Below are 25,560 nucleotides of genomic sequence, written 5' to 3'. Positions count from 1 at the left end.
GACTCAGCGGATGCCGACCGGCGCCTCGGTGCGCACGCGCACCCAGGCCGCATCGTCAGCCGCGCTGCGCGCGACCGCATCGAGCACCCGCTGGACTCCGAGACCCTCCGCGAAGCTCGGATGCGGTGCGGTGCCGTCGTGGATCCCGCGCACCAGATCGACCACCTGATGCGTGAAGCCGTGCTCGTAGCCGAGCATGTGGCCCGCGGGCCACCACGCGGCGACGTAGGGGTGCGCCGCCTCGGTGACGATGATCTTCGTGAAGCCCTGTCGGTCGTCGGGAAGGGTGCGGTCGTAGAACTGCAGACTGTTGAGGTCCTCCAGGTCGAACGCCAGTGCGCCCCGGTCTCCCGACACCTCGATCGTCAGCGCGTTCTTGCGGCCGGTCGCGAAGCGCGTGGCCTCGAAAGAGGCCAGCGCCCCTCCCGAGAGCCGGCCGGTGAACAGCGCGAGATCGTCGACGGTGACGTCGCCGTAGCCCGCCCCGGCAGTGCCGGACAGCCCGGATCCCCCCGCGCTCAGCGGACGTCGAGACACGATCGTCTCGGTGACGCCGGTCACGGCCTCCACCGTCTGCCCCGTGACGAACTGCGTGAGGTCGATGATGTGGGCGCCGATGTCTCCCAGCGCCCCGGAACCCGCGTGCTCCTTCTGCAGACGCCAGGCGAGCGGCATCTCGGGGTCGACGAGCCAGTCCTGCCGGTAGGCGGCCCGCACCTGCTGCACGCGCCCGATCACCCCCTCCGCGATCAGATCGCGCAGGAAGGTGGCAGCGGGGACGCGCCGATAGGTGAAGCCGACCATCGAGACCACGCCGTGCTCGGCCGCGCGTGCGGCGGCATCCGCCATCGCCTCAGCCTCCTCGACCGTGTTGGCGAGGGGCTTCTCGCAGAGCACGTGCTTGCCCGCATCGAGCGCGGCGATCGCGATCTCGGCGTGCGAGTCACCGGGCGTGACGATGTCGACGATGTCGATGTCGGGCCGGGCGATGACCTCGCGCCAGTCCGTCGACGTCTCGGCCCACCCCCACTGCTCGGCGGCTCGCTGCACGGAGTCGGCCGTGCGACCGACGAGAACGGCCATCTCCACGTCATCAGGCAGGTCGAACATCCGCGGCGCCTGACGCCAGCCCACCGAGTGGGCCGCGCCCATGAAGCCGTGGCCGATCATCGCGACACGCAGCGTGCGGCCGGTCGCCGGCTCTCGGGTCATGCGAGCACGACCTCGCGCTGCACCGGGACGCGGTTGGTGACGTAGCGCCCGGGGCCGCCGTCGACGCCCGGCATGATCTGCATGTAGAGCAGACGCATGGTCAGCACGACCTCGACGGTGAGGGCGTCGCCCGCCTGCGGCACCGGGTCGAGGTCGATGAGGACCTCAGGGCGCTCGGCGACGAACCACAGCGTCTCGTGCTGCTCGGGCAGCTCATCGACGCGGTAGGTGCGCCCCTCGAGCTCGAACCGCAGCGACTCGGTCGGGATATCGACGCCGTTCACACGGGCGGCGACGCCGTCGACGGCCGACAGCCAGAGGCTGCGGTACCAGGGCAGCTGCACCGCGACGGCGATGCCGGTGTCGGTGCGGCGGACGTCCTTCTCGGAGAACAGGGAGTTGTGAGTGGCCATGAGTGTCTCCGATTCAGACCGCGACTGCGGTCTCTTCGATCGCACGACGCATGAGGTCGTGCTGCTTCTTGACGAGGTCGATGGGGTCGCTCTCGCCGAGGTCCGAGAACGCGTGACCCTCCCACTCGCTCGAGAGGTACCCCTGGTATCCGCCCTCGACGAACTGGCGCACGATGCGGGGGATGTCCATCGCGGGCTCCTCCCCGTCGGGGCCGATGTCGTAGAACTTGGCGTGCACGTGGAAGATCTGCGGCATGATGTCGAGCCATTCCTCCGGCGGCACCAGGCCGTGCATGTTGAACGCCAGGCGCGTGAAGGGTCCGAGGCGCGCGAAGTCGAAGTTCTCCGACGTCAGGAAGTCCTCGAACTTCTGATTGCGCACGTGCATGGGCGTCGGCTCATGCCAGATCTCGTCCATGACGGCGAAGTACTCCTCGGGCATGCCCATCTGCCGCATGGTGCGCAGAAGGGTGGGCGAGAGCGAGTGCATGGTCGACGAGAAGTCGGCGGTGAAGCCCAGTCGATCGGACTGCAGCTCGTCGTACATCTCGCGCATCTGCAGCACCTGCGGGTTGTTCGGACCCGACGGCGCATGGATCTCGTAGCCGAGCTTCTGGTCGTACTTCTCCGCCAACGGCAGCAGACTGCGCAGCAGCTCCTTGCCGTGCGAGCGGATGACGACCTTCTTGAAGCCGAGCGTGTGCGCGGTCTTGAGCTGTCGGGCCAGGAAGTCGTGCTCCTCGTCGGGGGTCATGTCGCGATCCTTGCGGCGGCCCATGTCGAGGTTCGTGCCGATCGCACTCGGCTCGAACCCGTAGCGGTCCATGCTGTCGCGCCAGAGCCGCACGAAGTCGTCGTCGACATCGGGGTAGGTGCGCAGCATCTGCGCGATGTTGAACTCGATCCCGGGGCCCAGGCCGTGGTCTGCGGCGGCCTTGATGAGCGTCTCGGGCGTGTAGAGCCCCGCGGCGAACTCGGAGGTGAGCGAGTAGAGCGTGATGCCCAGCTTGATGCCGGTGCCGGCGATTCCGTCGGTCATGCGCGGAGTCCCTTCGTGAGAGCGTGCGGGAGGTGGGCGGCGAGCGCGCGGTGCGCCTCGGCCGCGTCGGTGATCATGCGGCTGCCGGCGTTCTCGGCCGCGGAGCGCTGAACGGCCTGCTCGCCGGCGATGATCTCGAACGGGCTCTGCCAGTGGTTCCAGTGCCAGCCCTCGTATTCGCTCGACACGGCACCGGAGTAGCCGTTCTCGACGAGCAGCGTGATGAGGTCGCGCACCGGCACCGACGGCTCTTCGCCGTTCTCGTCGATTCCGAAGAACTTGCCGTGCACGTGCTTCACCCACGGCATGATCTCGAGCCAGTCGTCGACGCGCGCGGGTCCGAACAGGCCGGTGCCGTTGATGCCGAAGTCGATGCCGAGGTCGGGTCGACCGTTCTGGGCGGCGAGTCCGATGAAGGATCCGAAGCGCTGCCCGTGCACCGCCTGATCCGCCGGCGGGCCCTGCTCGTAGTAGGTGTTCCACAGGTCGACGACCTTGCCCAGCAGCTCCTCTGACGCACCACGCCGGCGGTAGGCCTCGATGAGCGAGGGCGCGAAGCCCGAGACCGTGGCGCCCCAGTCCATGGTGAATCCGAGGAAGGGCGATCCGACCTTCTCGTAGCGGTCGCGGAGCGCCAGGATGCGCGGATGCGAGGCGTACTGATCGGCATGCACCTCGAGGGCGAGCGTCACCCCGTGCTCCTCGGCGATCGGCGCGAGCGCCTCCATCGAGTCCGGGGTGATCGAGATCTGCACGCGGGCGATCGGGAAGCCGAGCTTCGCCGCCGCCTTGATCTGCAGGGTCATGTAGTCGATGAGCTCGTCCTGCGTCAGCAGACGATCGCGATGGATGCCGATGTCGGCGTTCACGGCGAGCGAGGTGGTGACCAGGCCGACCTCGTCGATCAGGTCGCGGAACCACCCGGCGAAGGAGTCCTCGATGTGCGGGAAGCCGCGGAAGCTCGAGAAGCCGATGATCTCGAGACCGGGCCCGTAGCCCTCGTCCGCCACCTTGCGGATCAGCTGCTCGAGGTCGTATTCGCGACCGTGGAAGGCGCGGGTGAAGCTGTACAGCGTGACGCCCTGGATGGGTGTGCCCTGAGCGGTCATGCCGCCACCTCCTGTGCCTGACGCGCGGTCATGGTCTTGGTGTCGTGCTCTTCGATGTGCAGCGTCTCGGTGTCCGAGATGATGATGTAGGGGATGTACAGCGTCAGGTCGACCCGCACCTCGTGCTCGTCGTCCGCCGTGATCGGCAGGTCGCCCGAGAGCACCGCCGAGTCGACGGGGAACCACCACTCCCCCGTCTCATCGAGGAGCTCGTCGAAGCGGAACTCCCGACCGTTCATGCGCCAGCGCAGCGAGTCGGACGGCGCCTCGACGCCGTCGATGGTGAGCGTCGCTCCGGCGATGCAGCTGCCGGGCAGAGCGCGGTACCAGGGGAGGCGCACCTCCACCGACGCGCGTGTGCCGTCGACGGCGAGCGTGCCTTGTTCGATGATGCGATCGGGGATCACGTGCTTCTCCTTGACTACTTTGTCTTGATTTAAACAGACTAATGTCGTTTTCCTGCATAAGCAAGAGTCAGCGCAGAGATCCGGCGATCTTCCTCGCTCCGCGCACGGCGAGAGCGACCGAGGTCAGCGTCGGATTGCAGGCCGTCGACGTGGGGATCACGTTGTTCCCCGCGACGAAGAGGCCGGGGATGCCCCACACCTCGCTGTCCGGCGAGCAGACGCTGCGACCATCGTCGGTCTGGCCCATGCGCGTGCTGCCCTGATAGTGCAGCGAGGCCCCGGCCGGCATCGTGAACGGACGCTCGTCGAGAGGGTCCCCCACAGCGCGACCCAGGCGCGCGATCTCCTCACGGGCACGATCCATCACCGCGTGATCGTGCGGCGTGAGCGTGTAGTGGATGGTCATGGCCGGCATCCCGTAGCCGTCGACGACATCGTCCGAGAACTCGACGCGGTCGTCCCACTGCAGGTCCTTGGCACAGAACAGGCCGAGACCGACGATCGAGCCGGGGACGATCGGATCGTCCTCTGCGAGCGGCACCGGCGAGGCGTCGAGCTGCATGATCTGGCCGTGGAACGGCATCGCATCGGTGAACGGCACCCAGGTGACGCCGCTCTGCTCGCTCAGCGCGCCCGACGCTGCGACAGCATCCTCGGGCCCGGCGTGCACGTCACGCAGACGCGCGGCGAACACGACCTGCGTCTGGTCGTTCAGCATGCGCCCGAGTGCTTCCGGACGGATTCCCGACGCCCACAGCACCTGCGGGGTGCGCAGGCCGTCGGCGGCGACGACCACGCACCGGGCGGCGACCGACTGCAGCGTTCCGCTGCGCAGATCCCGGACCTCGACCCCCGACGCGGCGCCGCCCTCGGTCAGCACGCGTGTGACCAGCGACTCGTCGTAGAGGGTGAAGCGCGGATTCGTCCGCGTCGCGTCACCGAACACGACGTCCGACCCCGACCACACCAGGCGACCGTCGTCGCGGCGATGCACGGCCAACGGCATCCGCTGCGCCCGATGGGCGTGGTCGCGGTCCGCGTCGACCGCGGCGGAGAGCCGTTCCCGCACGATGGTCGCGAAGGGCGACGAGTCGAACGCGTCGGTCGTCACCCCCAGCAGTCTCTCCGCCTCGGCGAGCAGCTCGTCGAGATCGGGCAGGAAGTCGATGCGCTCGCTGTCGTTGGGCCGAGGGCACGCGGCGGTCCAGTGCGCGCCCATGCCGCCGACGTTGCTCGAGAAGGCGGCGACGGGCATGCCGTCCTCGCCCTCGACGCGATAGCCGTCGGGCAGCAGGTAGGTTCCGGCACGTCCGCGGCGCTGCCCCGACTTGGCCGCACCGGGATCGGAGATCGTCGCCGCGCGCTCGCCCGGCCCCTCAGACCGCGCCTGGGCGAGAGCCCGCTGCTCGGCATCCTCGATGTTCTTCACGTGAGATCCCGGGGGATCCGACACGGTCGGCCCGACCTCGAACATCGCTATCGAGACGTCCGGTGCCAGCTCGCTCAGGATGCGCGCGTAGGCGGCGCCGTTGGGCCCGCTGCCGACGATGACGACGTCGACCGATGCGGGGTAGTCACGCGGGTTCATGCTGCCGCCGCGACCTCTCGGATGAGTCGGACCGACTCCTCGGAGGCGGTCTGCGGGTAGTACTCCAGGCCGATCGGCCCGTCGTATCCGGAGGCCCGGAGGATGCCGAAGCGCTCCGCCCAGTCGAGCGACCCGGTGCCGGGCTCCCCCCGACCGGGCGCGTCGGCGAGCTGCACGTACTTGATGACGTCGCCCGCGTTCTCCAGCTCGGCGGCCATGTCCTCCCCCTCGACCGCCGAGTGGTAGATGTCGTAGAGCACCCCGAAGTCGGGCGAGTCGACGCCTCGGGCGACGTAGACGGCCTCGGCCGTCCGATCGAGCAGCGAGCCCGGGTGGTCGACGCGCACGTTCACCGGCTCCAGCACGAGGGTGACCCCCGACCCGTCGATCTGCGCGATCGCCTTCTGATAGATCTCGATCAGCTTGTCGAGCTGCACCTGGCGCTTCCAGCCGCCGAAACCGGTGCCGCTGCCCACCACGAGGCGCGGCGTGCCCAGCTCCCTGGCGATGTCGACGCCCTCGTCGAGCTTGCGGAAGAACTCGGTGTGGTCCCACGGCGGGATCATGAACTGCGTGCGGGGCTCGGCCAGCTGAGCGGTCAGCTGCACGCCGGTCTCCTCGAGCGCTGCCTTGAGTGCGGGGATGTTCTTCGGGGTGGCGGGAGCGTCGACTCCGGTCGGCCCCCACATCTCGACGGCGGTGAATCCCGCGGCCGCGGCGGCCCTCACCCGGTCGTGGTAGTCGCCGGCCTCGGTGAAGAGGAGCTCGATATTGGGCGCAAGAAGGTACATGATGCTCGTTTCTCGACGGGACGTCGGTGCAGAGGAGGCGGTGAGAGGGGTCGGTGGAGGACGGCGAGTGCCGGAGCACCGCCGAGCGGTCAGCCTTTGAGTCCGCCCGCGAAGCCCTGGATGAAGCGCTTCTGGGCGAAGAGGTAGAACACGAGGATCGGGATCATCGACACGATGACGATCGCGAAGATCTTGTTCCACGACGAGACGAGCGAGCCGATGTAGTAGTACATCGCGACCGGGAGGGTCTGGTTCGCGGAGCCGCCGAGGAAGATCAGCGAGGTGAAGAAGTCGTTCCAGACGATCAGCCCCGCGAGGATCGCGACCGTTCCCGTGGCCGGCGACATCAGCGGCAGCACGATGCGGAAGAAGATCTGCGTGCGAGACGCTCCGTCGATCGTCGCGGCCTCCTCGTACTCGGTGCCGAGACTGCGGAAGAAGCCGGCGTAGAGGAAGATCGACAGCGGCAGCAGCATCCCGGTGTAGAGGATGACCATCCCCCAGAGCGATCCGGTGAGGCCGAGCGTGCGGGCGCCGATGTACAGGGGCACGGTGCCGAGCTGGGTCGGCAGCACGATCGCGATGAGGAACAGCATGTAGGCGGTGCGGCTCCATCGGCGGGTGCTGCGGGAGATCACGTAGCCGGTGATCGCACCGAGCAGCACGAGGCAGAGGATGCTCCCCGCGGTGATGATGATGCTGTTCACCAGCCCGAGCACGACGTTCGAGTTTCCCTGAGCGGTCAGCACCTCGACGAAGTTGCCGAGGTCGGGGCTGGTCGGAGGCGCGAGGTTCGACGAGGTGATGACCTCCTGGTCGGACTTCAGCGCCGTGGTGATCAGGAAGTAGAAGGGGGCCAGGAAGACGATCGCGATGATCCAGATGAGGACCTCGCGCAGCGCGGTGAATTTCGTGTAGCGGAACATGTCAGTCCTCCTCGGGGCGACCGTTGGTCAGACGCTGCTGGATGATGGCGAACACCAGGATGATCACGGTGAGCAGCAGCGCGAGCGCGGCACCGTATCCGAAGTTGCCGAGGGCGAACGACTCCTTGTAGACCTGCGTCGCGAGCGTCTCGGTCGCGCCCGCGGGTCCCCCGCCGGTCATCGCCATGATCTGGTCGAAGATGCGGAGTCCGTTGACGAGACCGAGTGTCGTCGCGATCGCGACGGCGGGGCGGATCGACGGCAGCGTGACGTGCCAGAAGCGCTGCCACAGGTTGGCGCCGTCGATCGCGGCGGCCTCTTCGATCTCGACCGGCACCGCGGCGAGGCCCGCCATGTAGATGACCATCGCGAAGCCGATGTTCTGCCAGACGACCACCACGAGGATCGTCCAGATCGCCCACATCGGGTCGGCGACCCAGGCACGGGCGAACTCGTCGAGTCCCAGTGCCCGGAGGAACGCGTTGATCGGCCCGTTGTAGTCGAAGATGAACTTCCACACGTAGGCGACCGCGAGCGGGCTGAGCACGACCGGCATGAAGAAGAGCACGCGGAGCGCGTAGCGGGTCTTCAGGCCTCGGTTCAGCCCCAGAGCCAGCGCGAGGCCGGCGATGTTGCTGAGGATCACCGACACGAACGCGAGGAAGAGCGTGTTGCCGAGGGAGCCGATCTGCGTCGGATCGCCGAAGATCTTCACGAAGTTGTCGAACCCGATCCAGGCGAACGTGCCGATTCCCGACCAGTCCGTGAAGGCGAAGAAGCCGCCGATCGTCGTGGCCACGTAGTGCACCGCGAGCACGAGGATGATCCCGGGAAGCGCCCACCACCAGTGGCCGAACTTCAGCAGACCGGGCCTGCGCGGAGCGGGCGGGCGGCGGCGTCCGTTCTGCGAGCTCTTCGGCACGATCACCAGCTCGGTCTCGGACTCTGTCCTCAGGCTCATGATTCCCTCATGTTCGTACGTCGTCGTGCGAGTTATGGGAGCGGCCGTCCGGGTGCGCGTGCGCGACACCCGGACGGCCCTCGTCGTCAGTCGCCCCAGGCGTTGTCCATGTCCTGGAGCACCTGGTCGATCGTCTTCTGCCCGGTGAGCAGTCCCTGGACACCGACCTGCAGCGCCTCGTAGACCGACGGGTTGGGCCAGATGTTGTTCGGCAGCGTGGCGTACGAGCCGTCTGCGATGAGGTCGACCACCGGCGAGTAGATGGTGTCCGAGAGGTCGAGGTTCTCGTAGCCCGAGATGGGCAGCAGGCCGGACTTCTCGTAGTACAGCTCCTGAGCCTCGTCCGTGGCGAGCCACTCGACGAACTCCTCCGCCGCGGGCTTCACCTTCGAGGCCGCGTTGATCGAGATCGTGTAGTTCGAGCTGGCGAGGATGTACGGGTCTCCGCCATCCGCGGCCGGGAAGGGCTGCACCTTGAAGTCGGCCTCCGCCGGAGCGGCCGTCGCGATCTCGACCGCCGACCCCGAGGGGATGAAGCTGCCGACCGAGGTGCCCTGGGCGAGACCGTTGGTGATGGCGTCGAAGCCGCCGCCCTCGGCGCCGGGCTGGAAGCAGCCGCCGTCCTTCAGATCGATGAGGGTCTGGAGGGTGTCCTTCCACCCGTCGGACTCGGCGAACGTCGTGTCGCCGTCTGCGCGCTTGGTGTTCCAGTCGGGGTCTTCGGCGTAGACGCGCGTGGCCGCGATGCCCTGGGCGGTGAGTCCCGCGTTCGGTCCGGCTGCACCCGCGAGGGCCAGCAGCGACTTGCCGTCGGCCGAGAGGGCGTCGCAGGCCGCGTAGAGCGACTCCTCGTCGGTCGGGAACTCGTCCAGTCCGTTCATCGCGGCCGTGCCCATGCTGGCGACGACCGCCGCGATGGTGAAGTCCATCGGCTGGCCGTAGGTCTCGCCGTCGATCTCGAAGATCGGCTCGCTTCCCGCCGGCACGAGGCCCGTCGCGGTGTCGCCCAGCGGCTCGAGGAATCCTGCCTCGGCCAGCGGGATGAGACCGCGCGCATCGCCCGAGCCGGGAGTCGTCTGGATGACGTCCGAGGCGTTGCCGGCCTGCAGCTGGGTGCGGATGGTCTCGCCGTACTTGTCGTTCGGCGTCGGGTTGAGCGTGATCTTCACGTCGGGGTTCGCGTCCATGTACGCCTTGGCGAGGGACTCGTACGGGCTCTCGAGGTTGTTCGAGGTCGCGAAGGTGAAGCTGAATGCCTGGTCTCCGCCGGAGTCGCCGGTGCCGCCTTCGGGGGCGGATCCGGAGCATCCGGCGAGGATGACGATGCCCGCTGTCGCCGCGGCGAGAACGCCTGTGCGGAGGACGCGAGATCGAGAGTGCTGTGACATGTCCAGCCTTTCTGACTACGTTGTCGGGGACTCAGGGGCCTGAGTCCTGTGCTGTTCTGCCAGTATCGACCCGATTGGTCAGAAACACACATAAGTGCTTTGGATGCATCGCATAAGTCCGCCTGAACGGGGCCGGGAACCCATCCAGCGCACCGATGGTCGCCCCCTGCCGGATAGATTCGGTCGATAGGATGGGGCAACGCAACCCGATGCCGAAGGATCACACTGTGGTGACCGACCATGCCCTGCTGTCCCGACTCGACCTCAATCTGCTCGTGTCGCTCGACGCTCTGCTCACCGAGCGCAGCGTCACCAGGGCGGCGGAACGGCTGCACCTCAGCCAGCCCGCTCTGAGCGCCTCGCTGTCACGCCTGCGGACCCACTTCAACGACCAGATCCTCGCTCGACGCGGCAACACGTACGAGCTGACGCCGTTCGCCCTGCGTCTGGCCGAGCACACCACGACCGCCCTCGAAGCCGCCAGACGCGTGTTCGAGAGCCAGGCGACCTGGACCCCCGCCGAGTCGACGCGTGAGTTCTCGATCTACGGGTCCGACTACGGCTTCGCCACCATCGGCGCCGTGGTCTCGCGCTTGGCCGCCGAGCGCGGGCTCGGGGTGCGCTTCCGGTTCATGCTGCACAACCCCACCGTGGTCGAGGACGCACCGAATCGGCTGCGTTCCGTGGACGGGATGATCATCCCCCACGGGTTCCTCTCGGATCTGGCCTACGCCGACCTCTGGCGCGACGAATGGGTGGCCCTCGTCGCCGACGGCGAGCACGGCATCGACGGCGACTTGACGATGGAGCACCTCGCCGAACGCCCCTACGTGATGACCTACCAGTCGCGCACCGCGTTCACCTCGGCGAGCCGGCAGATCCAGCAGCTCGGCGTCGAGCCGCGCGTCGACGCCGTCGTCGAGAGCTTCCTCGCCCTCCCCCTCTACGTGGCGGGCACGCGTCGCATCGGCCTGATCCAGCGGGCGCTCGCGCCGCTCGCCGCACGGCTCGGCGGTGTGCGGATCGTCGAGCTTCCCTTCGAGCCCACTCCGCTCGTGCACGCGCTGTGGTGGCATCCGGTGCATGCTCGCGACCCCGAGCACGCATGGATGGTGGAGCTCTTCCAGGAGGCGGGACGCATCGTGGAGTCCGGCGCGCACGCCGACGACTGACCGCGCCCGCAGCGCGTCAGACGGCGGCCGTGACGCTGCGCATGCTCTCCCGGATCAGGTCGTGCTGGCGACGCACGAGGATGAGGGGATCCACCTCACCGAGCTCGGCGAAGGCATGACCCTCCCACTCGCTCGACCAGTAGCCCCGGTAGCCGCCCTCGACGAACACCCGCACGAGCTCGGGATAGTCGATCGCCGGCTCCTGTCCCTGCTCGTCGATGTCATAGAACTTCGCATGCACATGGGTGATCTGCGGCATGATGTCGGCCCATTCGGACGGCGCGACGTGTCCGTGCATGTTGAAGGCGAGGTGCGCGAAGGATCCCAGCCGACCCGGGTCGAAGTCGCGTCCGCGGAGGTAGCCGATGAACTCGTCCTGGCGCTCGCGCATCGTGGCGTCGGTCGCCCAGATCTCCTGCAGTCGTCCGACCGCCCCGTCATCGAGACCCGCTCGTCGCACCGCTCGGAGCAGGGTCGGAGACATCGAGTGCATGGTCGACGAGAAGTCGGCCACGAACCCGAGCAGCGGCGAGTCGAGCTCGGCATACGTCTCGCGCACGCGGAGGATCGGATCGGAGTTCGGACCCATCGGCGCATGGATCTCGTACGCGAGCTGGAGCTCGAGCCGCTCGGCCACCGGAAGCAGCCGTCGCAGCAGCTCGGGCTTCGCGCTCTGGATACGCACGAGCGGGAAGCCGAGCTTCTTGGCCCCCTCGAACAGGAGCTCGCTGAACTCGAACTCCTCGTCGGGCGTCATGTCGCGATCGCGTCGGCGGCCCATGTCGAGGTTGGCGCCGAACGAGCTCGCGTCGAATCCGTGGCGATCGAACGCCGCACGCCAGGTGCGCAGGAAGTCGTCGGAGACCACGGGATACGTGGGCACCATCTGCGACGCGACGATCTCGATGCCGGGGCCGATGCCCAGCTCCGCGACGCGATCGAGAAGGCCGTCGAAGTCGAACCAGCCGGCACGGAATTCCGCGCTGGCGGAGTACAGCGTCAGCCCGAGGCGGAAGGGATCGGACTCGGTGGCCGGCGGTGGTGGCGCGGCCTCGGAGACGAGCGCGGGCGCGGCATCCGGCCCCTGCCTCACGGTCAGGTCGAGCGACTGCCGCACGACGTTGGGCACGTACATCCCCGGGCCGCCGTCCGCGCCGGGCGCGATCTGCATGTACGGCAGCCGCAGGTCGCCGGCGATGCCGATGCGATGCGCCTCGCCGAGGGCGAGCGGCCGGTGACGACACACCACGAGCAGCGGATGCTGCTGCAGGAACCAGAGCGTCTCACTCTGCTCCGGCAGCTCGTCGATCCGATAGGTGCGACCGTCGAGTTCGACGCGCAGATCCTCACCGGGCACCTCCTCTCCGTCCACCGTGACGGAGATCGTGCTGACCGACGACAGCCAGAGGCTGCGGTACCAGGGCAGGGTGAGGGCGAGGGCGACGCCGTCGGGGTGCGCGCGCAGGCTGTCCTGCTGGATGAGTCCGTTGGGCATGATGCGTCCTTCGTGAGATGTCAGTCGAGCCCTGCGACGACACGTCGCAGAAGGGAGTGCTGGCGGCGGATCTGCTCGATCGAGCGCCAGGGGTCACGGACGCCCTCGTACTCGCTGGAGAGGTAGCCCGTGTACCCGGAGTCCTTCAGCGCCTGCAGCACCGGTTCCCACGGGATCTGCTGATCGTCGAGGTTCTCGTCGATGTCGTGGAACTTCGCCTGGATGAACACGACGTACTTCGCGATGTCGGCGATGTCGGCGGGGTCGACGGCGATGCCGTCCATGAAGGCGGGACGCTGGCCCGACAGCTCACCGGGGCGCAGCGCGATCGGTCGGTCCTGGAAGATGCCGGTGTCGAGCAGCAGGCCGAAGTGCGCCGTTCCCGTGCGCTCGATGAGGTCGATGTAGTCGTCGACGACCTCATGCTTGATGGGCGTGGGCGAGTGGATCTCGGGACAGATGATCACGTCGAGCTCGGCCGCGAGGTCGAGCGATCGTTCCACCGATTCGGTCCATGCCGGATGCGGCACCAGATCGCTCGACACGACGCCGATCTTCGGGCGCACGAATCGGAAGCCGAGCTGCTTCGCGAGTCGCAGGTCTCGCTGCAGGATCTCGGCGCCCTCCGCACCGGTCAGGTCACGGGCGTTGCGGCCGCTCGAGTGCAGTCGCGTGTCGATCCAGGATCCGTAGTTCGTCGGCTCGAGGCGATACGTGTCGAGCAGCTCGAACCAGCGATCGAGCCAGGCCGTCGACGGGGTCGGGTAGCCGGCGACGTGCCCTTCGCCGAGGATCTCGATGCCCGTGGCGCCGACGTCGGCGACGTGGCGGAAGGCGGTCTCGAGATCGAGCACGGTGCCGAAGTCGGTCATGTAGCTGTAGAGCGAGACGCCGTACTGGAACGGGCCGCCGTCTCTGTCGGAGGTGAGGGTGATGTGCCGCGTCTCGCGGTAGGTCGACGGCTGGTGCTCGATCGGGATGTACGACATTCGCAGACGCAGTTCGATCGACACCTCGTGGATGCCATCCGGAAGCCCGCCGGCGAGCGGCACGGTCACGACCGCGGCCTCCTCGAGCGGCCAGCGCACCCCGTCGCCGTCCCACAGCTGCTGCAGCGTGTACGTCGCACCGCCGAGCGTCCACAGCGGCACCTCGGCAGGGACATCGACGACATCGCCCACCCGCACGGCGACCCCGTCGATCAACGACGCGGACATGCCGCGATACGACGGCATGCGGAGCCTGATCTGGAATCCGGTCGTCGCTCCGCTCTCATCGCTGACGTTGCGGAAGCCGGTGGCCTGGAGGATGTCTCGTTCGAGCAGCATCGGAACTGGGTCTCCTTGTCGTGCCGCGTCGTCGCGACAGGACGAATCTATCCTCTTATGCGTGCTTTCGTCATAAGTAGTACTGATACGCGCATAAGCAACGACAGCGGCCCGTACTCATCGCTCCAGGACGAGCGCGAGCCCCTGGCCGACGCCGATGCACAGAGCCACAACCGCAACGCCTCCGCCACGGCGCACGAGCTCGTGCGCCGCTCGCGCCACGACCCTGCCCCCGGATGCACCGAGCGGATGACCGATCGCGATGGCGCCTCCGTGCACGTTGAGTCGGTCGGGGTCGAGGTCCGGCCATCCGGCCAGACACGCGAGCGACTGCGAGGCGAACGCCTCGTTGAGTTCGACGAGGTCGACCTCGTCCCATGTGCGCCCGGCCCGCGTGAGCGCGCGATTCGCGGCTTCCACCGGCGCGATGCCGAACACATCGGGGTCGTTGCCGAATACTCCTCGCCCGGCGATGCGCGCGAGCGGCTCGCCGTCGATCACGCCCTCGGCCCCGAGCAGGACCGCAGAGGCGCCGTCGTTGATCGGCGAGGAGTTGCCAGCCGTGACGGTGCCGTCGGCGGCGAACAGCGCTCGGAGGCCTGCGAGCTTCTCGAGGGTCGTGTCGTCGCGGATGCCTTCGTCCCGCGCGAGATCGATGCCGGGCACAGCGACGATCTCGCCGTCGAAGACGCCGTCCGCCCACGCCTGGGCGGAGCGCCGATGGCTGCGCAGCGCGAAGACATCCTGCGTGTCGCGCGTGATCCCGAACACCGTGGCGAGCTTCTCAGCCGATTCGCCGTTCGAGATCGTCCAGTCCTTCGGCAGGGCCGGGTTCGTCATCCGCCACCCGATCGCGGTGTTCCACATCGTCGGGTTGCCGACCGCCGGCCACGGCTTCGGCGACTTCTCGACGACATACGGTGCGCGACTCATCGACTCGACCCCGCCGGCCAGCACGATGTCGGCGTCGCCCGTCTCGATCGCCCGGGAGCCCTGGATGACCGCTTCGAGACTCGACCCGCACAGGCGGTTCACCGTGGCCCCGGGCACCGTCGTCGGGAAGCCGGCGAGCAGGGCGGCGAAGCGGGCGACGTCGCGGTTGTCCTCCCCCGCCTGATTCGCATCGCCCAGGAGCACGTCGTCGATGCGGGCGGGGTCGATTCCCGTGCGCTCGACGACGGCGGCGAGCACCACAGCCGCGAGATCGTCGGGCCGGACGCCCGCCAGCGCCCCTCCCGCTCGACCGAACGGCGTGCGGACCGCGTCGTAGATGAAGGAGGCGGTCATGAGAGCTCCAGTCCGGTCAGTGCGCGCAGCGTCTCCACGGTGTTCTCGCCGAAGGCCTCCTGCACGACGAAGCGACCGTCGACGACGTCGAAGACCGCATGGTCGGTGTAGACGCGGGTCACGCAGCCGACCCCGGTGAGAGGGTAGGTGCACTCGGTCACGAGCTTCGACGAGCCGTCCTTCGCCAGCAGGTCGGTCATGACGAACACCTGCTTCGCGCCGATCGCGAGATCCATGGCCCCGCCGACGGCCGGGATCGCACCCGGCGCACCTGTCGACCAGTTCGCGAGGTCCCCGTTCTGGGCGACCTGGAAGGCACCGAGCACGCAGACGTCGAGGTGCCCGCCGCGCATCATCGCGAAGGAGTCGGCGTGGTGGAAGTAGGCGGCCCCGGGGAGCGCAGTGACCGGCTGCTTGCCCGCGTTGATGAGGTCGGGGTCGATCCGGTCCGCGACCGGCGCAGGCCCCATGCCGAGGAGTCCGTTCTCGGTGTGCAGGATGATCTCGAGGTCGGCCGGCAGGAAGTTCGCGACCAGGGTCGGGGCCCCGATGCCGAGGTTGACCACGGCGCCCTCGGGGATGTCGGCGGCGATCCGTGCCGCGAGCTCGTCACGCGTGACGCGGGTGGTCATCGCACGCCTCCTTCGCCGGCGGTGCCGGTGGCGGCGGCATCCAGCGGCCGCCCCTCGATGTCGACACCGCCGATGAACCCCGCGTCGCCGAGCCAGGCACGACGCCCGACGGCGACGACACGATCGACGAAGAGACCGGGGGTGACGACGGTCTCGGGATCGATGGACCCGAGGGGCACGATCTCGTCGACCTGGACGATCGTCGTAGCTGCCGCCGATGCCATGACCGGACCGAAGTTCCTGGCGGTCTCGCGATAGACGAGGTTGCCCCATCGATCGGCGGCGCGGGCGCTGACCAGCGCGACATCCGCCGCGATCGGGTATTCGAGCACGTAGCGCCGACCCTCGATCGACCGCTCCTCCTTGCCCTCGGCGAGCTGGGTGCCGACGCCGGTCGGAGAGAAGAAGGCCCCGATGCCCGCGCCGGCTGCCCGGATGCGCTCGGCGAGATTGCCCTGGGGCACGATCTCGAGTTCGATCTCATCTGCGCGGTAGAGGCCGTCGAACACCCAGGAGTCGTGCTGCCGTGGGAACGAGCACATGATCTTGCGCACCCGCCGCTCGGCGAGCAGCGCTGCGAGCCCGGTGTCGCCGTTGCCCGCATTGTTGGCGACGATCGTCAGGTCGCCAGCACCCTGCGCGATGAGGGCGTCGATCAGTTCGACCGGCTGCCCCGCGCGCCCGAAGCCGCCGATCATCACCGTGGCACCGTCGGTGATTCCGGCGACCGCGGTCGCGGCATCCGGCACGGTCTTGTCGATCACGATGCCCCCTCGGCGGCGAAGACCTCGCCCGCGATGCGGAACGCGGTGTTGGCCGCGGGGACGCCCGAGTAGACCGCGGACTGCAGGATCACCTCGCGGATCTCGGCGACGGTCAGACCGTTGCGCAGAGCCGCGCGCAGATGCATCGCGAGCTCTTCGTGATGACCGTGCGCGATGAGCGACGAGATCACGGCGATCGACCGCGAGCGACGATCCAACCCTGGACGCGACCAGACCTCGCCCCAGGCGACGCGCGTGATGAAGTCCTGGAAGTCGGCGGTCAGGTCGGTTGTGGCGGCGATCGCACGGTCGACGTGCTCATCCGAGAGCACCGCTCGCCGCACCGCGAACCCCTGGGTCCGACGTTCGTCATCGCTGAGACCGGTCATCGCCGGCTCCTCTCGTTCAGGAAGTCATCGAGCAGGGCGGAGATCTCGGCAGGGGCGTCGACCGGTGCGAGGTGCGACGCGGACGCGACACCGGCAGTCCGTCCGTCGCGCACGCCGTCGGCGATCTCTCGCGCGGAGCTCTCAGGCGTCACCTGGTCGTGCTCGCCCCAGATCGCGAGCACCGGGGCGTCGATCTCGTGCAGTCGCGCGCGCACGTCGTACTCGGCCAGCCCCTCGCAGCATCGTGCGTAGCTCTCGTCGTCCGCGTCCTGCAGCGCGTGCAGCAGACGTCCGGTGAGATCAGGATGCGCGGCGACGGAGCCGGGCGCGAACCAGCGCTGCGCCGAGGCGATGATCAGGGCCGACGTGGACTCGGCACGCACTCTCGCGGCGCGCTCGCGCCAGGCCGCGGCCTCGCCGATCACCGCGCCCGAGCAGAGGATCGCACCTCTCTCGACGAGAGTCGGATGCCGCAGCACCAGCTCCAGGCCGACTGCTCCGCCGAGCGAGACGCCGGCGTAGCGGACGCGGTCGGCTCCCCGATCCCGAACCGCGGCGGCGACCGCATCCGCGAGGTCGGACACCGAGAACGGCACGGTCGCCGTGGTCGAGGCTCCGTGCCCCGGGAGGTCCCAGGCGACGACACGGTGCGACGTCGCGAGCGTCGGGGCGACCGACTCCCAGAGGATCGTCGAAGTGCCCAGCGACGGGCCGAGGACGAGCAGCGGGGCGCCGGATGGTCCGATCGGTTCGGTGAACGAGAGCTCGATCATCGGCCATCCTCCGATCCGTCGGCGCCCGTGTAGGACGTCGGGTCGAGCAGGCCGTCGAGGTCGAGATCCGCGGCTTCGGGCAGCGCCCGCACGAGCCCTCCGAGATCGGCGCCCTCGGCGGCCGACGCGATGAGCTCGTCGAATCTCGCCCGCCCGATCAGGGGCACGAGCACGATCGCGAGCCGCTCGCTGACGATCAGGGCGCCGGTGAGCGCGAGGTTCCGCGATGCCGCACTCGGATCGACGCGCAGGCTCCGGGCGAGCGAGGACGCGTGCGCCGAGGCGCCGAGCGCGAGTCGGAGGAGTTCGCGCAGCGTCGGCCATTCGGCGTGCCATGCGCCATCGGGCCGCTCGTCGACGGCCAGCGCTGCGACGAGGTGCAGTGTCGCTCCCAGGTGCGGCGCCCGCAGGGCGGCGGAGCGGATCAGCGTCGATGCGACGGGATTCTGCTTCTGCGGCATCGCCGACGACCCGCCGCCGCGTCCCTCGCTCAGCTCGCCGATCTCGGTGCGGCTCAACGTCGCCACGTCGCTCGCGATCTTGCCGAGCGCGTCGATGGTCTGCACCAGGGCGTCGCCGAGCTCGGTGATGGGCCAGCGTGTGACCTGCCACGACTCGGCGGGAGTCTCGAGCCGAGCGTGCCGCGCGAACCATTCCACGAGCGACTCGGCTCTGTCGACGGAGCCCGTGATCTCGACGAACGACGCGCGGGTGCCCGCCGCTCCCGCGAGCTGCGCCGGGAACTCCAGCGCAGCGAGTCGGGTGATCGCCCGGTCGACGCCTCGCACCCAGGTCGCGACCCGAGCTCCCAGGGTGATCGGCAGAGCGTGCTGGGTCAGCGTGCGCGCCGCGACGACATCGCGGCCGTGCCGCTCGGCGACTCCGCGCAACCCGTCGACGACCCCGGTCAGAGACTCGCGCACGCGCTCGACCGCGGCGAGGGCGATGATCATCATCGCGGTGTCGACGATGTCCTGGCTCGTCGCGCCGCGGTGGACCCAGGGACGCAGAGGCTCCGGCACGCGGTCCTTCAGCTGCGCGACGAGGGGGATGACCGGATTCCCTCCGTCGACCGACGCCGCGACGAGGGCGGGCAGATCGACCGCATCGGTCGCGGAAGCATCCCCGCGCAACGCGCGCACGATCACCTCATGCTCGCTCTCGGGCAGCATCCCGATCTCGCGATAGGCCGTGACCAGCGCCTGCTCGGCACAGACCAGCGCCTCGAGCACGGCCGCATCGCTCACCGCCTCGTCGTGCCCGGCCGTCACCGGCGAGAGCAGCCCCTCATCAAATGCCGTCATGACTCGCCTCCTCCTGCTCGACGCGCGCGACGCCGCCGATCGCCTCAGTAGACAAGGAACACCGTCTCCCCGTCGCCCTGCAGGCGGATGTCGTGTGTCAGCCAGCCGTCGGGGGTGCGCGTCGCGATCAGGGTCGCACGCTCCTCCGTCGACAGCGAGGCGAGCAGTGGATCGGCATCGAGAGCTGCCGAGTCCTCAGGCAGGTAGATGCGCGTGTGCAGCTTGTCGGGCAGGCCTCGGGCGTAGACGATCGCCGCGAAGAACGGTGCGCGCGCGCCTGCTGGGCCCGGGTTGCGCGTCCAGAACTCGTAGCGGCCCTCGTCGTTCGTGAAGGCACGGCCGAATCCCGTGAACGTGTGGTCGTCGCGGCGGAACGATCCGCGGGCGCGGGGCACGGTGCCGTCGGCATCCGCTCCGAAGATCTCGATGAACGCATCCGGGATCGGGTGGCCCGCTCCGTCGCGCACGGTGCCGGCGAGCAGGATGGCGCCTGGTGAGTGCGGCGAGGCGATCTCGTGCATCTTGGGGTACTCGACCCCGTACGCGAAGAACGGACCGACGGTCTGTCCGGGCGTCGGTCGGCGGGTCCTGGTCGGAACGGACATGCTCACGCCTCCTCCTGCTCGAACCACGTGGCGTCGGGGCCGTCGACGACGATGTCGAAGCGGTAGCCCGTCGACCACTCCGGCGATGTCAGATCGTGGTCGTAGACGCCGATGAGGGCGTCGCGGTCCTTCTGCCGCCAGATCGTGTTGTAGATGGGGTCCAGGGCGAAGAGGGGATCGCCCGGGAAGTACATCTGCGTCACCAGCCGCTGGGTGAACGACGAGCCGAACACCGAGAAGTGGATGTGCGCGGGCCGCCAGGCGTTCGCGTGGTTCTTCCACGGATAGGGCCCCGGTTTGATCGTGGTGAAGCGGTACTCGCCGTCGGCGTCGGTGATCGCGCGACCGGCGCCGGTGAAGTTCGGATCGAGCGGGGCCGGATGCTGATCGCGCTGGTGGATGTACCGGCCCGACGAGTTCGCCTGCCACAGCTCGATGAGCTGGTCGGCGATCGGACGACCCCAGGAGTCGAGCAGCCGCCCGCGCACGGTCATCCGCTCGCCGAGGGGCTCCCCCGCATGCTGGATGGTCAGGTCGGACTCGATCGCCGCGACATCGCGCTGTCCGAACGCGGGCGACAGCAGCTCGATGGTCTCGGGGTCGACGAGGCGCGGGTTCTTCGTCGGATGCCGCAGCAGGCTCGAGCGATACGGCGCGAAGTCGTGCATCGTCGCGGGGAGCACCTCACCCGCGGCCTCCCGGCGCTCGAGTGACGCGTGCAGGTCGACGATCTCCTGCGTGATCTCGGCCTGACTGACCTGAACGGGCGATGCGAGCAGCGACTCGGGCGCGGCGGCGATCGTTCCGGATGAGGCGGTCATGGGTGTCTCCTTCGACACGGCGGGCTGCGTTCACAGCATCCTGATCCCCGGGGCGGACGAATGGTGTCCGATTCCCATCCAATGAGACACGAGGCGCGCTGCGTGCGATCATCGACGCATGGCCAACTCCTCCTCGGGCGACTCCGTCACCGAACGACTGATCCGCGTGCTCGAGACGTTCACGCCCGCGCGCACCGTGCAGAGCGCCGCCGAGATCGGCCGCAGGGCCGGGCTGCCCGCGTCCTCGGCGCATCGCATCGTGGGCGAGCTCGTCGATGCCGGAATGCTCGAACGCGACGACGACCGGAGGATCCGCATCGGGATGCGTCTGTGGGAGCTCGCCACGCGGTCGTCCCATGCCCTGCGTCTTCGTCAGGCGGCGCTGCCCTTCATGGAGCGAGTGCAGTCGCGGGTGCGCGAGCACACCCAGCTGGCGATCCTGGAGCAGGACGAAGCACTGTTCCTGGAACGCCTCAGCAGCCCGGAATCCGGCTCGAACGTCACTCGGGTGGCGGGGCGTCTTCCCCTGCATGCGTCGTCATCGGGGCTCATCCTGCTGGCATACGCCGACCGGGCGGTGCAGGAGCGCGTCCTCGCCGGTCCGCTGCCCGCGGTCTCCGCTGAGACCATCACCGACCCGGCCGCGCTGCGTCGCAAGCTCGCCGAGGTCAGGGCGGTCGGGCATGCAGCAGCACCCGGATACATCGAGGCCGTATCCACGGGTGTCGCCGTGCCCGTGCACGATGAGACCAGGAGCGTCGCGGCGGCGCTCTCGGTCGTGCTGCGCCGCGAGGCTCCGATCGAGCCGGCACTGCGCGAACTGCTCGCGGCGGCGCGGGACATCGAGCGCGCACTGGGCGGGCGCCGCTGACGCGGAATCCCATTCAACGGTAGAACTCGCTGGGCGCCGCGCCCAGGAGCCCACAATGGCTGGCGACACATCCGTCGAAGGAGACGCCATGACCATCACCGTCCGCACCCGCGTCGCCATCGTCGGCGCCGGCCCCGCCGGGCTCCTGCTCTCGCACCTGCTGGCCGATGCCGGCATCGAGTCGATCATCCTCGACAGACGCGGCCGCGACGAGATCGAGTCCACGATCCGCGCCGGCATCCTCGAGCAGGAGACCGTCCGGGTGCTCAGCGAGACCGGGGCGAGCGACCGGGTGCTGACGGTCGGCAACCGGCACGACGGCATCGAGCTTCACTTCGAGGGCGAAGGTCATCGCATCGACTTCCCCTCCCTCACCGGCCGCAGCGTCTGGCTGTATCCGCAGCACGAGGCTCTGAAGGATCTGATCGCCGCGCGGCTCGCCGCAGGTCAGGATCTCCGATTCGAGACCGAGGCCACTGCCGTCGGCGACGTCGAGAGCGATCACCCCTGGGTGACCGCGACCTCAGCGGACGGCACCGATCTGCGCATCGAGGCCGAGTTCGTGGTCGGAGCCGACGGCTCGCGCAGCGTCGTGCGCCCCGCTGTCACAGGCTCCTCCTCCGGCGGATACTTCCGGGAGTACCCGTTCGCGTGGTTCGGCATCCTGTGCGAAGCGCCGCCGAGCTCCGACGAGCTGATCTACAGCAACTCCCCGGACGGGTTCGCGCTGATCAGTCAGCGCAGCGCGACCGTGCAGCGCATGTACTTCCAGTGCGACCCCGAAGCCGACCCGCATGCCGTCTCCGAAGCCGAGATCTGGGACACCCTGCAGGCGCGCGTTCCCGGGACGGCCCTGACCGAGGGTCCCATCTTCCAGAGGGACGTTCTGCGCTTCCGCAGCTTCGTCGCGCACGAGCTACGCCACGGACGCGCCGTGCTCGTCGGCGACGCCGCGCACACCGTGCCCCCGACCGGCGCCAAGGGCATGAACCTCGCCGTCGCCGATGTCGTGCTGCTCGACCGGGCCCTGCGGGCCCTGCTGCTCGAGAACGACACGCGTCTCATCGATGCGTTCGCCGACACCGCACTGCGCCGCATCTGGAAGGCCCAGCACTTCTCGTGGTGGATGACGAGCATGCTGCACACCGCGTCGGATGCATCCGCGTTCGATCAGCGTCGACAGGTCGGGGAGCTGCGCTCGGTCGTCGAGTCGGAGGCAGGTCGCACCTTCCTCGCAGAGGCATACACCGGATGGCCGCACGGGGTCTGATCATTCCGCGGCGAGCGCCGCCCGCCGGGTCAGGCGACGACCGCGTGCGGCAGTGCCAGCTCCACGAGGCTCACGACGAACTTCCCCGGCTCCTCGAGCATGCAGAGGTGGGCCGAGTTCTCGAACCAGACGACGTGCGTCGACGGAGCGGACACGCGTTCGATCCACCGTTCGACGGGTGGCGTGGGAGTCGTCCAGTCATGGCGTCCGAGGAACTGGAGCATCGGCACGTCGAACGCGGTCCTGTCGCTCGCGTCGAACGACAGCAGAGCGGGCAGCACCTGCGGCATGGTCACCTGCTGCCCGACGCTGATGAGTTCCACCTCGTCCTCCGTGTAGTACGGCGAGAGTGCTTCGGAGTCCGTGAAGTACGCGGACTCCGACCGATAGGCAGACAGCCCGCCGTAGTGCTGCGCCCACCTCCTGCACGTCACGATGCGCTCCAGCGTGAGCGGCTGCGCTCCGGGATACTCGCCGAGCGACTCGAGTTCGGCGACGGCGTCGTCGTTCTGATCGGCGATCGCACTGCGCATCGCGAACGCGATGCTCTCGGCCTCGTTCTCGGGGCCGGAGATCACCTGCCCGACCCCGATGTAGGCCCAGAGCAGATCGGGTCGCCGCTCAGCCACCGTGATGCCGATGATCGTCCCCCAGCTATGGCCGAGGACCCCCACCCTGCGCACGCCCAGTTCGCGCTGGAGCCACGTGATCAGCTCCACGAGATCGTCGACGTACCGCTCGACGCTCAGGTCCATCCCGTCATGCGCGCCGACCGCAGACCTGCCGCTGGCGCGCTGGTCGTAGTTGACGACGGTGAAGTAGTCCTCGACAGCGCGCTGCCAGATCCACGATGACGGCAGAGCGGGAAGCGCCGGTCCGCCGTGGCAGACGACGAGGACCGGGTTGCGGGCATCCCGACCTCGGATCGAGACGAACTGCGCGACACCTCCCAGCTCGACGTACGCGGTGCGATCGATCGCGTCGGGGTTGGGGATGCGGCACAGATCCGCGATGACGGCTCGGCCTGTGTCGTCGGTCATGGCAGCCAGAGCAGCCGCGGGACACGGCGATCCGACGTCGCCCGACCTCGAGATGCGAACGGCACCACGACCTCAGGGAGTGACGATGTCGAATGCCGGATCGCCGGCCGTGAGCACCGAGGTGAGCGTGGCGAACGCCGAGGCATCGCCGGTGATCTTCACGCCAGGGCTGTCCGTGTCCCCGGCGACGAGGGCGAGCAGCCGAGGCTTGGTCAGAGACAGTGACGCCTGAGCCGTGTCGGAGTCCGCGGCCTTCTCGATGTAGACGAGCACCCCGTTGCGGAGCGTGACACGGAAGTTGCGCGCCTCGTCGGTGAGGGTGAAGTCGAGCGCGACGTCGAGGTCCCACGCACGCGGTCCGTCGACCGAGATGGCGACGGAGTCGAACAGCTGCTCGGCGGTGAGCTGGGCGACGATCTCCGGGGCGTTCGTGGTCGTCGGAGTACCGAAGTTGCCGGTGCGCAGCTCCGTCGCCCCCGACATGTAGAAGTTCCGCCAGGTGCCGTTCTCGGCTCCGTAGGCGAGCTGCTCGAGGGTGGCCGCGTAGAGCTCTCTGACGGACGGGTTCTGCGGTTCGGTGAAGATCGCGTGATCGAGCAGCGTCGCCGCCCACCGGAAGTCGCCCTGGTCATACGCCGCCTGCGCCGCGTCGACGATACGGTCGATCCCGCCGGCCAGAGCCACGTACCGCTCGCCCAGCGCCTTCGGCGGGTGGGGCCACAGGCGCGCGGGATTGCCGTCGAACCACCCCATGTAGCGCTGGTAGATCGCCTTCACGTTGTGGCTGACGCTGCCGTAGTAGCCCCGGGCATGCCACGAGTTCTCCAGAATCGGCGGCAGCTGGATCTCTTCCGCGATCTCCGCGCCGGTCATGCCCTGGTTCGTCATCCGCAGAGTCTGGTCGTGGAGGTACGAATAGAGGTCGCGCTGGAGACCGAGGAATTCGAGGATCTCAGCATTGCCCCAGGTCGGCCAGTGGTGCGAGGTGAAGACCACGTCGGCCTGATCTCCGTAGCGTTCGATCGCCTCGGTCAGGTAGCGCGACCAGACGTGCGGATCGCGGACGAGCGCCCCGCGAAGGGTCAACAGGTTGTGCAGGGTGTGCGTCGCGTTCTCCGCCATGCACAGGGCCCGATACTTCGGGAACAGGAAGTGCATCTCGGCCGGTGCCTCGGTGCCGGGCGCCATCTGGAATTCGATGACCAGTCCGTCGACCGTGTGGGACTCACCGGTCTCAGAGACCTCGATCGTGGGCGGGATGATTCCAGCGTGGCCGGTGGAAGTGGTCTGCCCCAGGCCCGCGCCGAGCGCCCCCTTCGCGCTGCGCTCGAGAGCGGCGCCGTACATGTATCCGGCCCGCCGCCCCATCGCGGTGCCCGCGTAGACGTTCTCCGCCACCGCTTCGGCCACCGTGCCCTCGGGGGCGATGATCTGCACCCGACCCGACTCGACGTCCTCCTTCGACACGATGCCGAAGATCCCGCCGAAATGGTCGATGTGACTGTGCGTGAAGATGACGGCGACCACAGCGCGGTCGCCGCGATGCTCGCGGTACAGCGACAGCGCCGCTTCGGCGGTCTCCTTCGAGATGAGCGGGTCGACGACGATCACGCCGGTGTCCGACTCGATGAAGCTCACGTTCGACAGGTCGAATCCGCGCACCTGATAGACGCCCTCGACGACCTCGAACAGCCCGTGCTTGGAGACGAGAGTCGACTGACGCCACAGGCTCGGATTCACCGTGTCTGGGGCGTCGCCGGTGATGAAGTCGTAGCTGTCGGCATCCCACACCACATTGCCCTCGTCGTCGTGCACCACGGCGGGGCTGATGGTGCCGAGGAAACCGCGGTCCGCCGCATCGAAGTCACGGGTGTCGTCGAACGGCAACGCCGCCTTCAGCGCCTCCTGCTGCTTCGTGATCGCCGCCGTCGCATCGTTCTGCACCATCGTCTCCTCCTGGGATAGCGACCGCGTC

At 68.6% G+C, this 25,560-nt stretch carries 25 protein-coding genes; 3 read left to right on the top strand and 22 right to left on the bottom strand.

Annotated features, from left to right (window positions below; translation table 11 throughout):
* Positions 1-3: 3 nt before the first annotated feature.
* From ACZZZF_RS14925 to ACZZZF_RS14880, 10 genes are all read right to left on the bottom strand, one after another.
* Entirely contained in the window at positions 4-1,212 is a 1,209-nt protein-coding gene (locus tag ACZZZF_RS14925) for a Gfo/Idh/MocA family protein (protein WP_463499316.1), read from the bottom strand.
* Positions 1,209-1,625 (bottom strand): C-glycoside deglycosidase beta subunit domain-containing protein, encoded by a 417-nt coding sequence (locus tag ACZZZF_RS14920; protein ID WP_120493741.1) that lies wholly within the window; start codon positions 1,623-1,625, stop codon positions 1,209-1,211. The genes ACZZZF_RS14925 and ACZZZF_RS14920 overlap by 4 nt, the downstream gene beginning before the upstream one ends.
* Positions 1,626-1,638: 13 nt before the next feature.
* Positions 1,639-2,664, bottom strand: coding sequence for a sugar phosphate isomerase/epimerase family protein (locus tag ACZZZF_RS14915; protein WP_120493742.1), 1,026 nt, complete (start codon positions 2,662-2,664; stop codon positions 1,639-1,641).
* A complete protein-coding gene (locus tag ACZZZF_RS14910; protein ID WP_463499313.1) occupies positions 2,661-3,773 on the bottom strand; it encodes a sugar phosphate isomerase/epimerase family protein in 1,113 nt (370 codons plus the stop codon). The genes ACZZZF_RS14915 and ACZZZF_RS14910 overlap by 4 nt, the downstream gene beginning before the upstream one ends.
* The gene (locus ACZZZF_RS14905) at positions 3,770-4,180 is read right to left on the bottom strand and encodes a C-glycoside deglycosidase beta subunit domain-containing protein (RefSeq protein WP_187250188.1); all 411 of its coding nucleotides are present in this window, start codon (positions 4,178-4,180) and stop codon (positions 3,770-3,772) included. The genes ACZZZF_RS14910 and ACZZZF_RS14905 overlap by 4 nt, the downstream gene beginning before the upstream one ends.
* Before the next feature lie 67 nt (positions 4,181-4,247).
* Entirely contained in the window at positions 4,248-5,768 is a 1,521-nt protein-coding gene (locus ACZZZF_RS14900; RefSeq protein WP_463499311.1) for a GMC oxidoreductase, read from the bottom strand.
* Positions 5,765-6,559 carry a TIM barrel protein gene (locus ACZZZF_RS14895; protein ID WP_463499308.1) on the bottom strand — a complete coding sequence of 265 codons (795 nt, stop codon included), beginning with the start codon at positions 6,557-6,559 and terminating at the stop codon, positions 5,765-5,767. The genes ACZZZF_RS14900 and ACZZZF_RS14895 overlap by 4 nt, the downstream gene beginning before the upstream one ends.
* An 89-nt stretch (positions 6,560-6,648) precedes the next feature.
* Entirely contained in the window at positions 6,649-7,485 is an 837-nt protein-coding gene (locus tag ACZZZF_RS14890) for a carbohydrate ABC transporter permease (protein ID WP_187250185.1), read from the bottom strand.
* Position 7,486: 1 nt separating this feature from the next.
* Positions 7,487-8,446, bottom strand: a complete 960-nt coding sequence (locus tag ACZZZF_RS14885) for a carbohydrate ABC transporter permease (RefSeq protein ID WP_187250184.1) — start codon at positions 8,444-8,446, stop codon at positions 7,487-7,489.
* Between the two features lie 86 nt (positions 8,447-8,532).
* Positions 8,533-9,834, bottom strand: coding sequence for an ABC transporter substrate-binding protein (locus ACZZZF_RS14880; protein WP_120493749.1), 1,302 nt, complete (start codon positions 9,832-9,834; stop codon positions 8,533-8,535).
* 230 nt (positions 9,835-10,064) lie between these two features.
* On the opposite strand from ACZZZF_RS14880, the gene ACZZZF_RS14875 reads away from it, so the two are divergent.
* Positions 10,065-11,006, top strand: coding sequence for a LysR family transcriptional regulator (locus ACZZZF_RS14875; RefSeq protein WP_187250182.1), 942 nt, complete (start codon positions 10,065-10,067; stop codon positions 11,004-11,006).
* Positions 11,007-11,022: 16 nt separating this feature from the next.
* Here ACZZZF_RS14875 and ACZZZF_RS14870 read toward each other — a convergent pair whose 3' ends face one another.
* The 10 genes from ACZZZF_RS14870 to pcaH form a co-directional block, all read right to left on the bottom strand.
* On the bottom strand, positions 11,023-12,501 hold the full coding sequence (locus ACZZZF_RS14870) for a C-glycoside deglycosidase beta subunit domain-containing protein (RefSeq protein ID WP_463499305.1): 1,479 nt from the start codon (positions 12,499-12,501) through the stop codon (positions 11,023-11,025).
* Positions 12,502-12,521: 20 nt separating this feature from the next.
* Positions 12,522-13,829, bottom strand: a complete 1,308-nt coding sequence (locus tag ACZZZF_RS14865) for a C-glycoside deglycosidase beta subunit domain-containing protein (RefSeq protein WP_463499303.1) — start codon at positions 13,827-13,829, stop codon at positions 12,522-12,524.
* A gap of 117 nt (positions 13,830-13,946) precedes the next feature.
* Positions 13,947-15,116 (bottom strand): thiolase family protein, encoded by a 1,170-nt coding sequence (locus tag ACZZZF_RS14860; protein WP_463499300.1) that lies wholly within the window; start codon positions 15,114-15,116, stop codon positions 13,947-13,949.
* Entirely contained in the window at positions 15,113-15,748 is a 636-nt protein-coding gene (locus ACZZZF_RS14855; RefSeq protein WP_463499297.1) for a 3-oxoacid CoA-transferase subunit B, read from the bottom strand. The genes ACZZZF_RS14860 and ACZZZF_RS14855 overlap by 4 nt, the downstream gene beginning before the upstream one ends.
* A complete protein-coding gene (locus ACZZZF_RS14850) occupies positions 15,745-16,512 on the bottom strand; it encodes a 3-oxoacid CoA-transferase subunit A (protein WP_463499294.1) in 768 nt (255 codons plus the stop codon). Before ACZZZF_RS14850 ends, ACZZZF_RS14855 begins: the two co-directional genes overlap by 4 nt.
* Complete coding sequence (pcaC, locus tag ACZZZF_RS14845; protein ID WP_463499291.1) at positions 16,509-16,901, bottom strand: 4-carboxymuconolactone decarboxylase; 393 nt, start codon at positions 16,899-16,901, stop codon at positions 16,509-16,511. The genes ACZZZF_RS14850 and pcaC overlap by 4 nt, the downstream gene beginning before the upstream one ends.
* The gene (locus ACZZZF_RS14840) at positions 16,898-17,674 is read right to left on the bottom strand and encodes an alpha/beta fold hydrolase (RefSeq protein ID WP_463499288.1); all 777 of its coding nucleotides are present in this window, start codon (positions 17,672-17,674) and stop codon (positions 16,898-16,900) included. The genes pcaC and ACZZZF_RS14840 overlap by 4 nt, the downstream gene beginning before the upstream one ends.
* Positions 17,671-18,978 carry a lyase family protein gene (locus tag ACZZZF_RS14835; protein WP_463499286.1) on the bottom strand — a complete coding sequence of 436 codons (1,308 nt, stop codon included), beginning with the start codon at positions 18,976-18,978 and terminating at the stop codon, positions 17,671-17,673. Before ACZZZF_RS14835 ends, ACZZZF_RS14840 begins: the two co-directional genes overlap by 4 nt.
* 44 nt (positions 18,979-19,022) lie before the next feature.
* Entirely contained in the window at positions 19,023-19,583 is a 561-nt protein-coding gene (gene pcaG, locus ACZZZF_RS14830; RefSeq protein WP_187250173.1) for a protocatechuate 3,4-dioxygenase subunit alpha, read from the bottom strand.
* A 2-nt stretch (positions 19,584-19,585) separates the two neighbouring features.
* Positions 19,586-20,404: a protocatechuate 3,4-dioxygenase subunit beta gene (gene pcaH / locus ACZZZF_RS14825; protein ID WP_187250172.1), complete on the bottom strand. Its 819-nt coding sequence runs from the start codon at positions 20,402-20,404 to the stop codon at positions 19,586-19,588.
* Between the two features lie 118 nt (positions 20,405-20,522).
* Between pcaH and ACZZZF_RS14820 the strand changes: the two genes are divergently transcribed.
* Complete coding sequence (locus tag ACZZZF_RS14820; RefSeq protein WP_463499283.1) at positions 20,523-21,275, top strand: IclR family transcriptional regulator; 753 nt, start codon at positions 20,523-20,525, stop codon at positions 21,273-21,275.
* Positions 21,276-21,363: 88 nt separating this feature from the next.
* The gene (locus tag ACZZZF_RS14815) at positions 21,364-22,545 is read left to right on the top strand and encodes a 4-hydroxybenzoate 3-monooxygenase (RefSeq protein ID WP_463499281.1); all 1,182 of its coding nucleotides are present in this window, start codon (positions 21,364-21,366) and stop codon (positions 22,543-22,545) included.
* Positions 22,546-22,574: 29 nt separating this feature from the next.
* On the opposite strand, the gene ACZZZF_RS14810 is transcribed toward ACZZZF_RS14815, so the two are convergent.
* Positions 22,575-23,585: an alpha/beta fold hydrolase gene (locus ACZZZF_RS14810; protein WP_463499278.1), complete on the bottom strand. Its 1,011-nt coding sequence runs from the start codon at positions 23,583-23,585 to the stop codon at positions 22,575-22,577.
* 72 nt (positions 23,586-23,657) lie between these two features.
* Positions 23,658-25,532 (bottom strand): alkyl/aryl-sulfatase, encoded by a 1,875-nt coding sequence (locus ACZZZF_RS14805; protein WP_463499276.1) that lies wholly within the window; start codon positions 25,530-25,532, stop codon positions 23,658-23,660.
* Between the last annotated feature and the right edge of the window lie 28 nt (positions 25,533-25,560).

Source organism: Microbacterium sp. AC215, assembly GCF_979258645.1.
Note: the sequence above shows the minus strand (reverse complement) of the source record. Positions and strands in the feature narration are given on the sequence as shown.

Bases quoted from the DNA above. Each gene is read 5' to 3' on its own strand.
- ACZZZF_RS14840 (WP_463499288.1), bottom strand. From the start codon at position 17,674: ATGATCGAGCTCTCGTTCACCGAACCGATCGGACCATCCGGCGCCCCG.
- ACZZZF_RS14810 (WP_463499278.1), bottom strand. From the start codon at position 23,585: ATGACCGACGACACAGGCCGAGCCGTCATCGCGGATCTGTGCCGCATC.
- ACZZZF_RS14900 (WP_463499311.1), bottom strand. From the start codon at position 5,768: ATGAACCCGCGTGACTACCCCGCATCGGTCGACGTCGTCATCGTCGGC.
- ACZZZF_RS14865 (WP_463499303.1), bottom strand. From the start codon at position 13,829: ATGCTGCTCGAACGAGACATCCTCCAGGCCACCGGCTTCCGCAACGTC.
- ACZZZF_RS14880 (WP_120493749.1), bottom strand. From the start codon at position 9,834: ATGTCACAGCACTCTCGATCTCGCGTCCTCCGCACAGGCGTTCTCGCC.
- ACZZZF_RS14855 (WP_463499297.1), bottom strand. From the start codon at position 15,748: ATGACCACCCGCGTCACGCGTGACGAGCTCGCGGCACGGATCGCCGCC.
- ACZZZF_RS14835 (WP_463499286.1), bottom strand. From the start codon at position 18,978: ATGACGGCATTTGATGAGGGGCTGCTCTCGCCGGTGACGGCCGGGCAC.
- ACZZZF_RS14925 (WP_463499316.1), bottom strand. From the start codon at position 1,212: ATGACCCGAGAGCCGGCGACCGGCCGCACGCTGCGTGTCGCGATGATC.
- ACZZZF_RS14885 (WP_187250184.1), bottom strand. From the start codon at position 8,446: ATGAGCCTGAGGACAGAGTCCGAGACCGAGCTGGTGATCGTGCCGAAG.
- pcaG (WP_187250173.1), bottom strand. From the start codon at position 19,583: ATGTCCGTTCCGACCAGGACCCGCCGACCGACGCCCGGACAGACCGTC.
- ACZZZF_RS14805 (WP_463499276.1), bottom strand. From the start codon at position 25,532: ATGGTGCAGAACGATGCGACGGCGGCGATCACGAAGCAGCAGGAGGCG.
- ACZZZF_RS14910 (WP_463499313.1), bottom strand. From the start codon at position 3,773: ATGACCGCTCAGGGCACACCCATCCAGGGCGTCACGCTGTACAGCTTC.
- ACZZZF_RS14870 (WP_463499305.1), bottom strand. From the start codon at position 12,501: ATGCCCAACGGACTCATCCAGCAGGACAGCCTGCGCGCGCACCCCGAC.
- ACZZZF_RS14860 (WP_463499300.1), bottom strand. From the start codon at position 15,116: ATGACCGCCTCCTTCATCTACGACGCGGTCCGCACGCCGTTCGGTCGA.
- pcaH (WP_187250172.1), bottom strand. From the start codon at position 20,404: ATGACCGCCTCATCCGGAACGATCGCCGCCGCGCCCGAGTCGCTGCTC.
- ACZZZF_RS14890 (WP_187250185.1), bottom strand. From the start codon at position 7,485: ATGTTCCGCTACACGAAATTCACCGCGCTGCGCGAGGTCCTCATCTGG.
- ACZZZF_RS14920 (WP_120493741.1), bottom strand. From the start codon at position 1,625: ATGGCCACTCACAACTCCCTGTTCTCCGAGAAGGACGTCCGCCGCACC.
- pcaC (WP_463499291.1), bottom strand. From the start codon at position 16,901: ATGACCGGTCTCAGCGATGACGAACGTCGGACCCAGGGGTTCGCGGTG.
- ACZZZF_RS14915 (WP_120493742.1), bottom strand. From the start codon at position 2,664: ATGACCGACGGAATCGCCGGCACCGGCATCAAGCTGGGCATCACGCTC.
- ACZZZF_RS14895 (WP_463499308.1), bottom strand. From the start codon at position 6,559: ATGTACCTTCTTGCGCCCAATATCGAGCTCCTCTTCACCGAGGCCGGC.
- ACZZZF_RS14815 (WP_463499281.1), top strand. From the start codon at position 21,364: ATGACCATCACCGTCCGCACCCGCGTCGCCATCGTCGGCGCCGGCCCC.
- ACZZZF_RS14820 (WP_463499283.1), top strand. From the start codon at position 20,523: ATGGCCAACTCCTCCTCGGGCGACTCCGTCACCGAACGACTGATCCGC.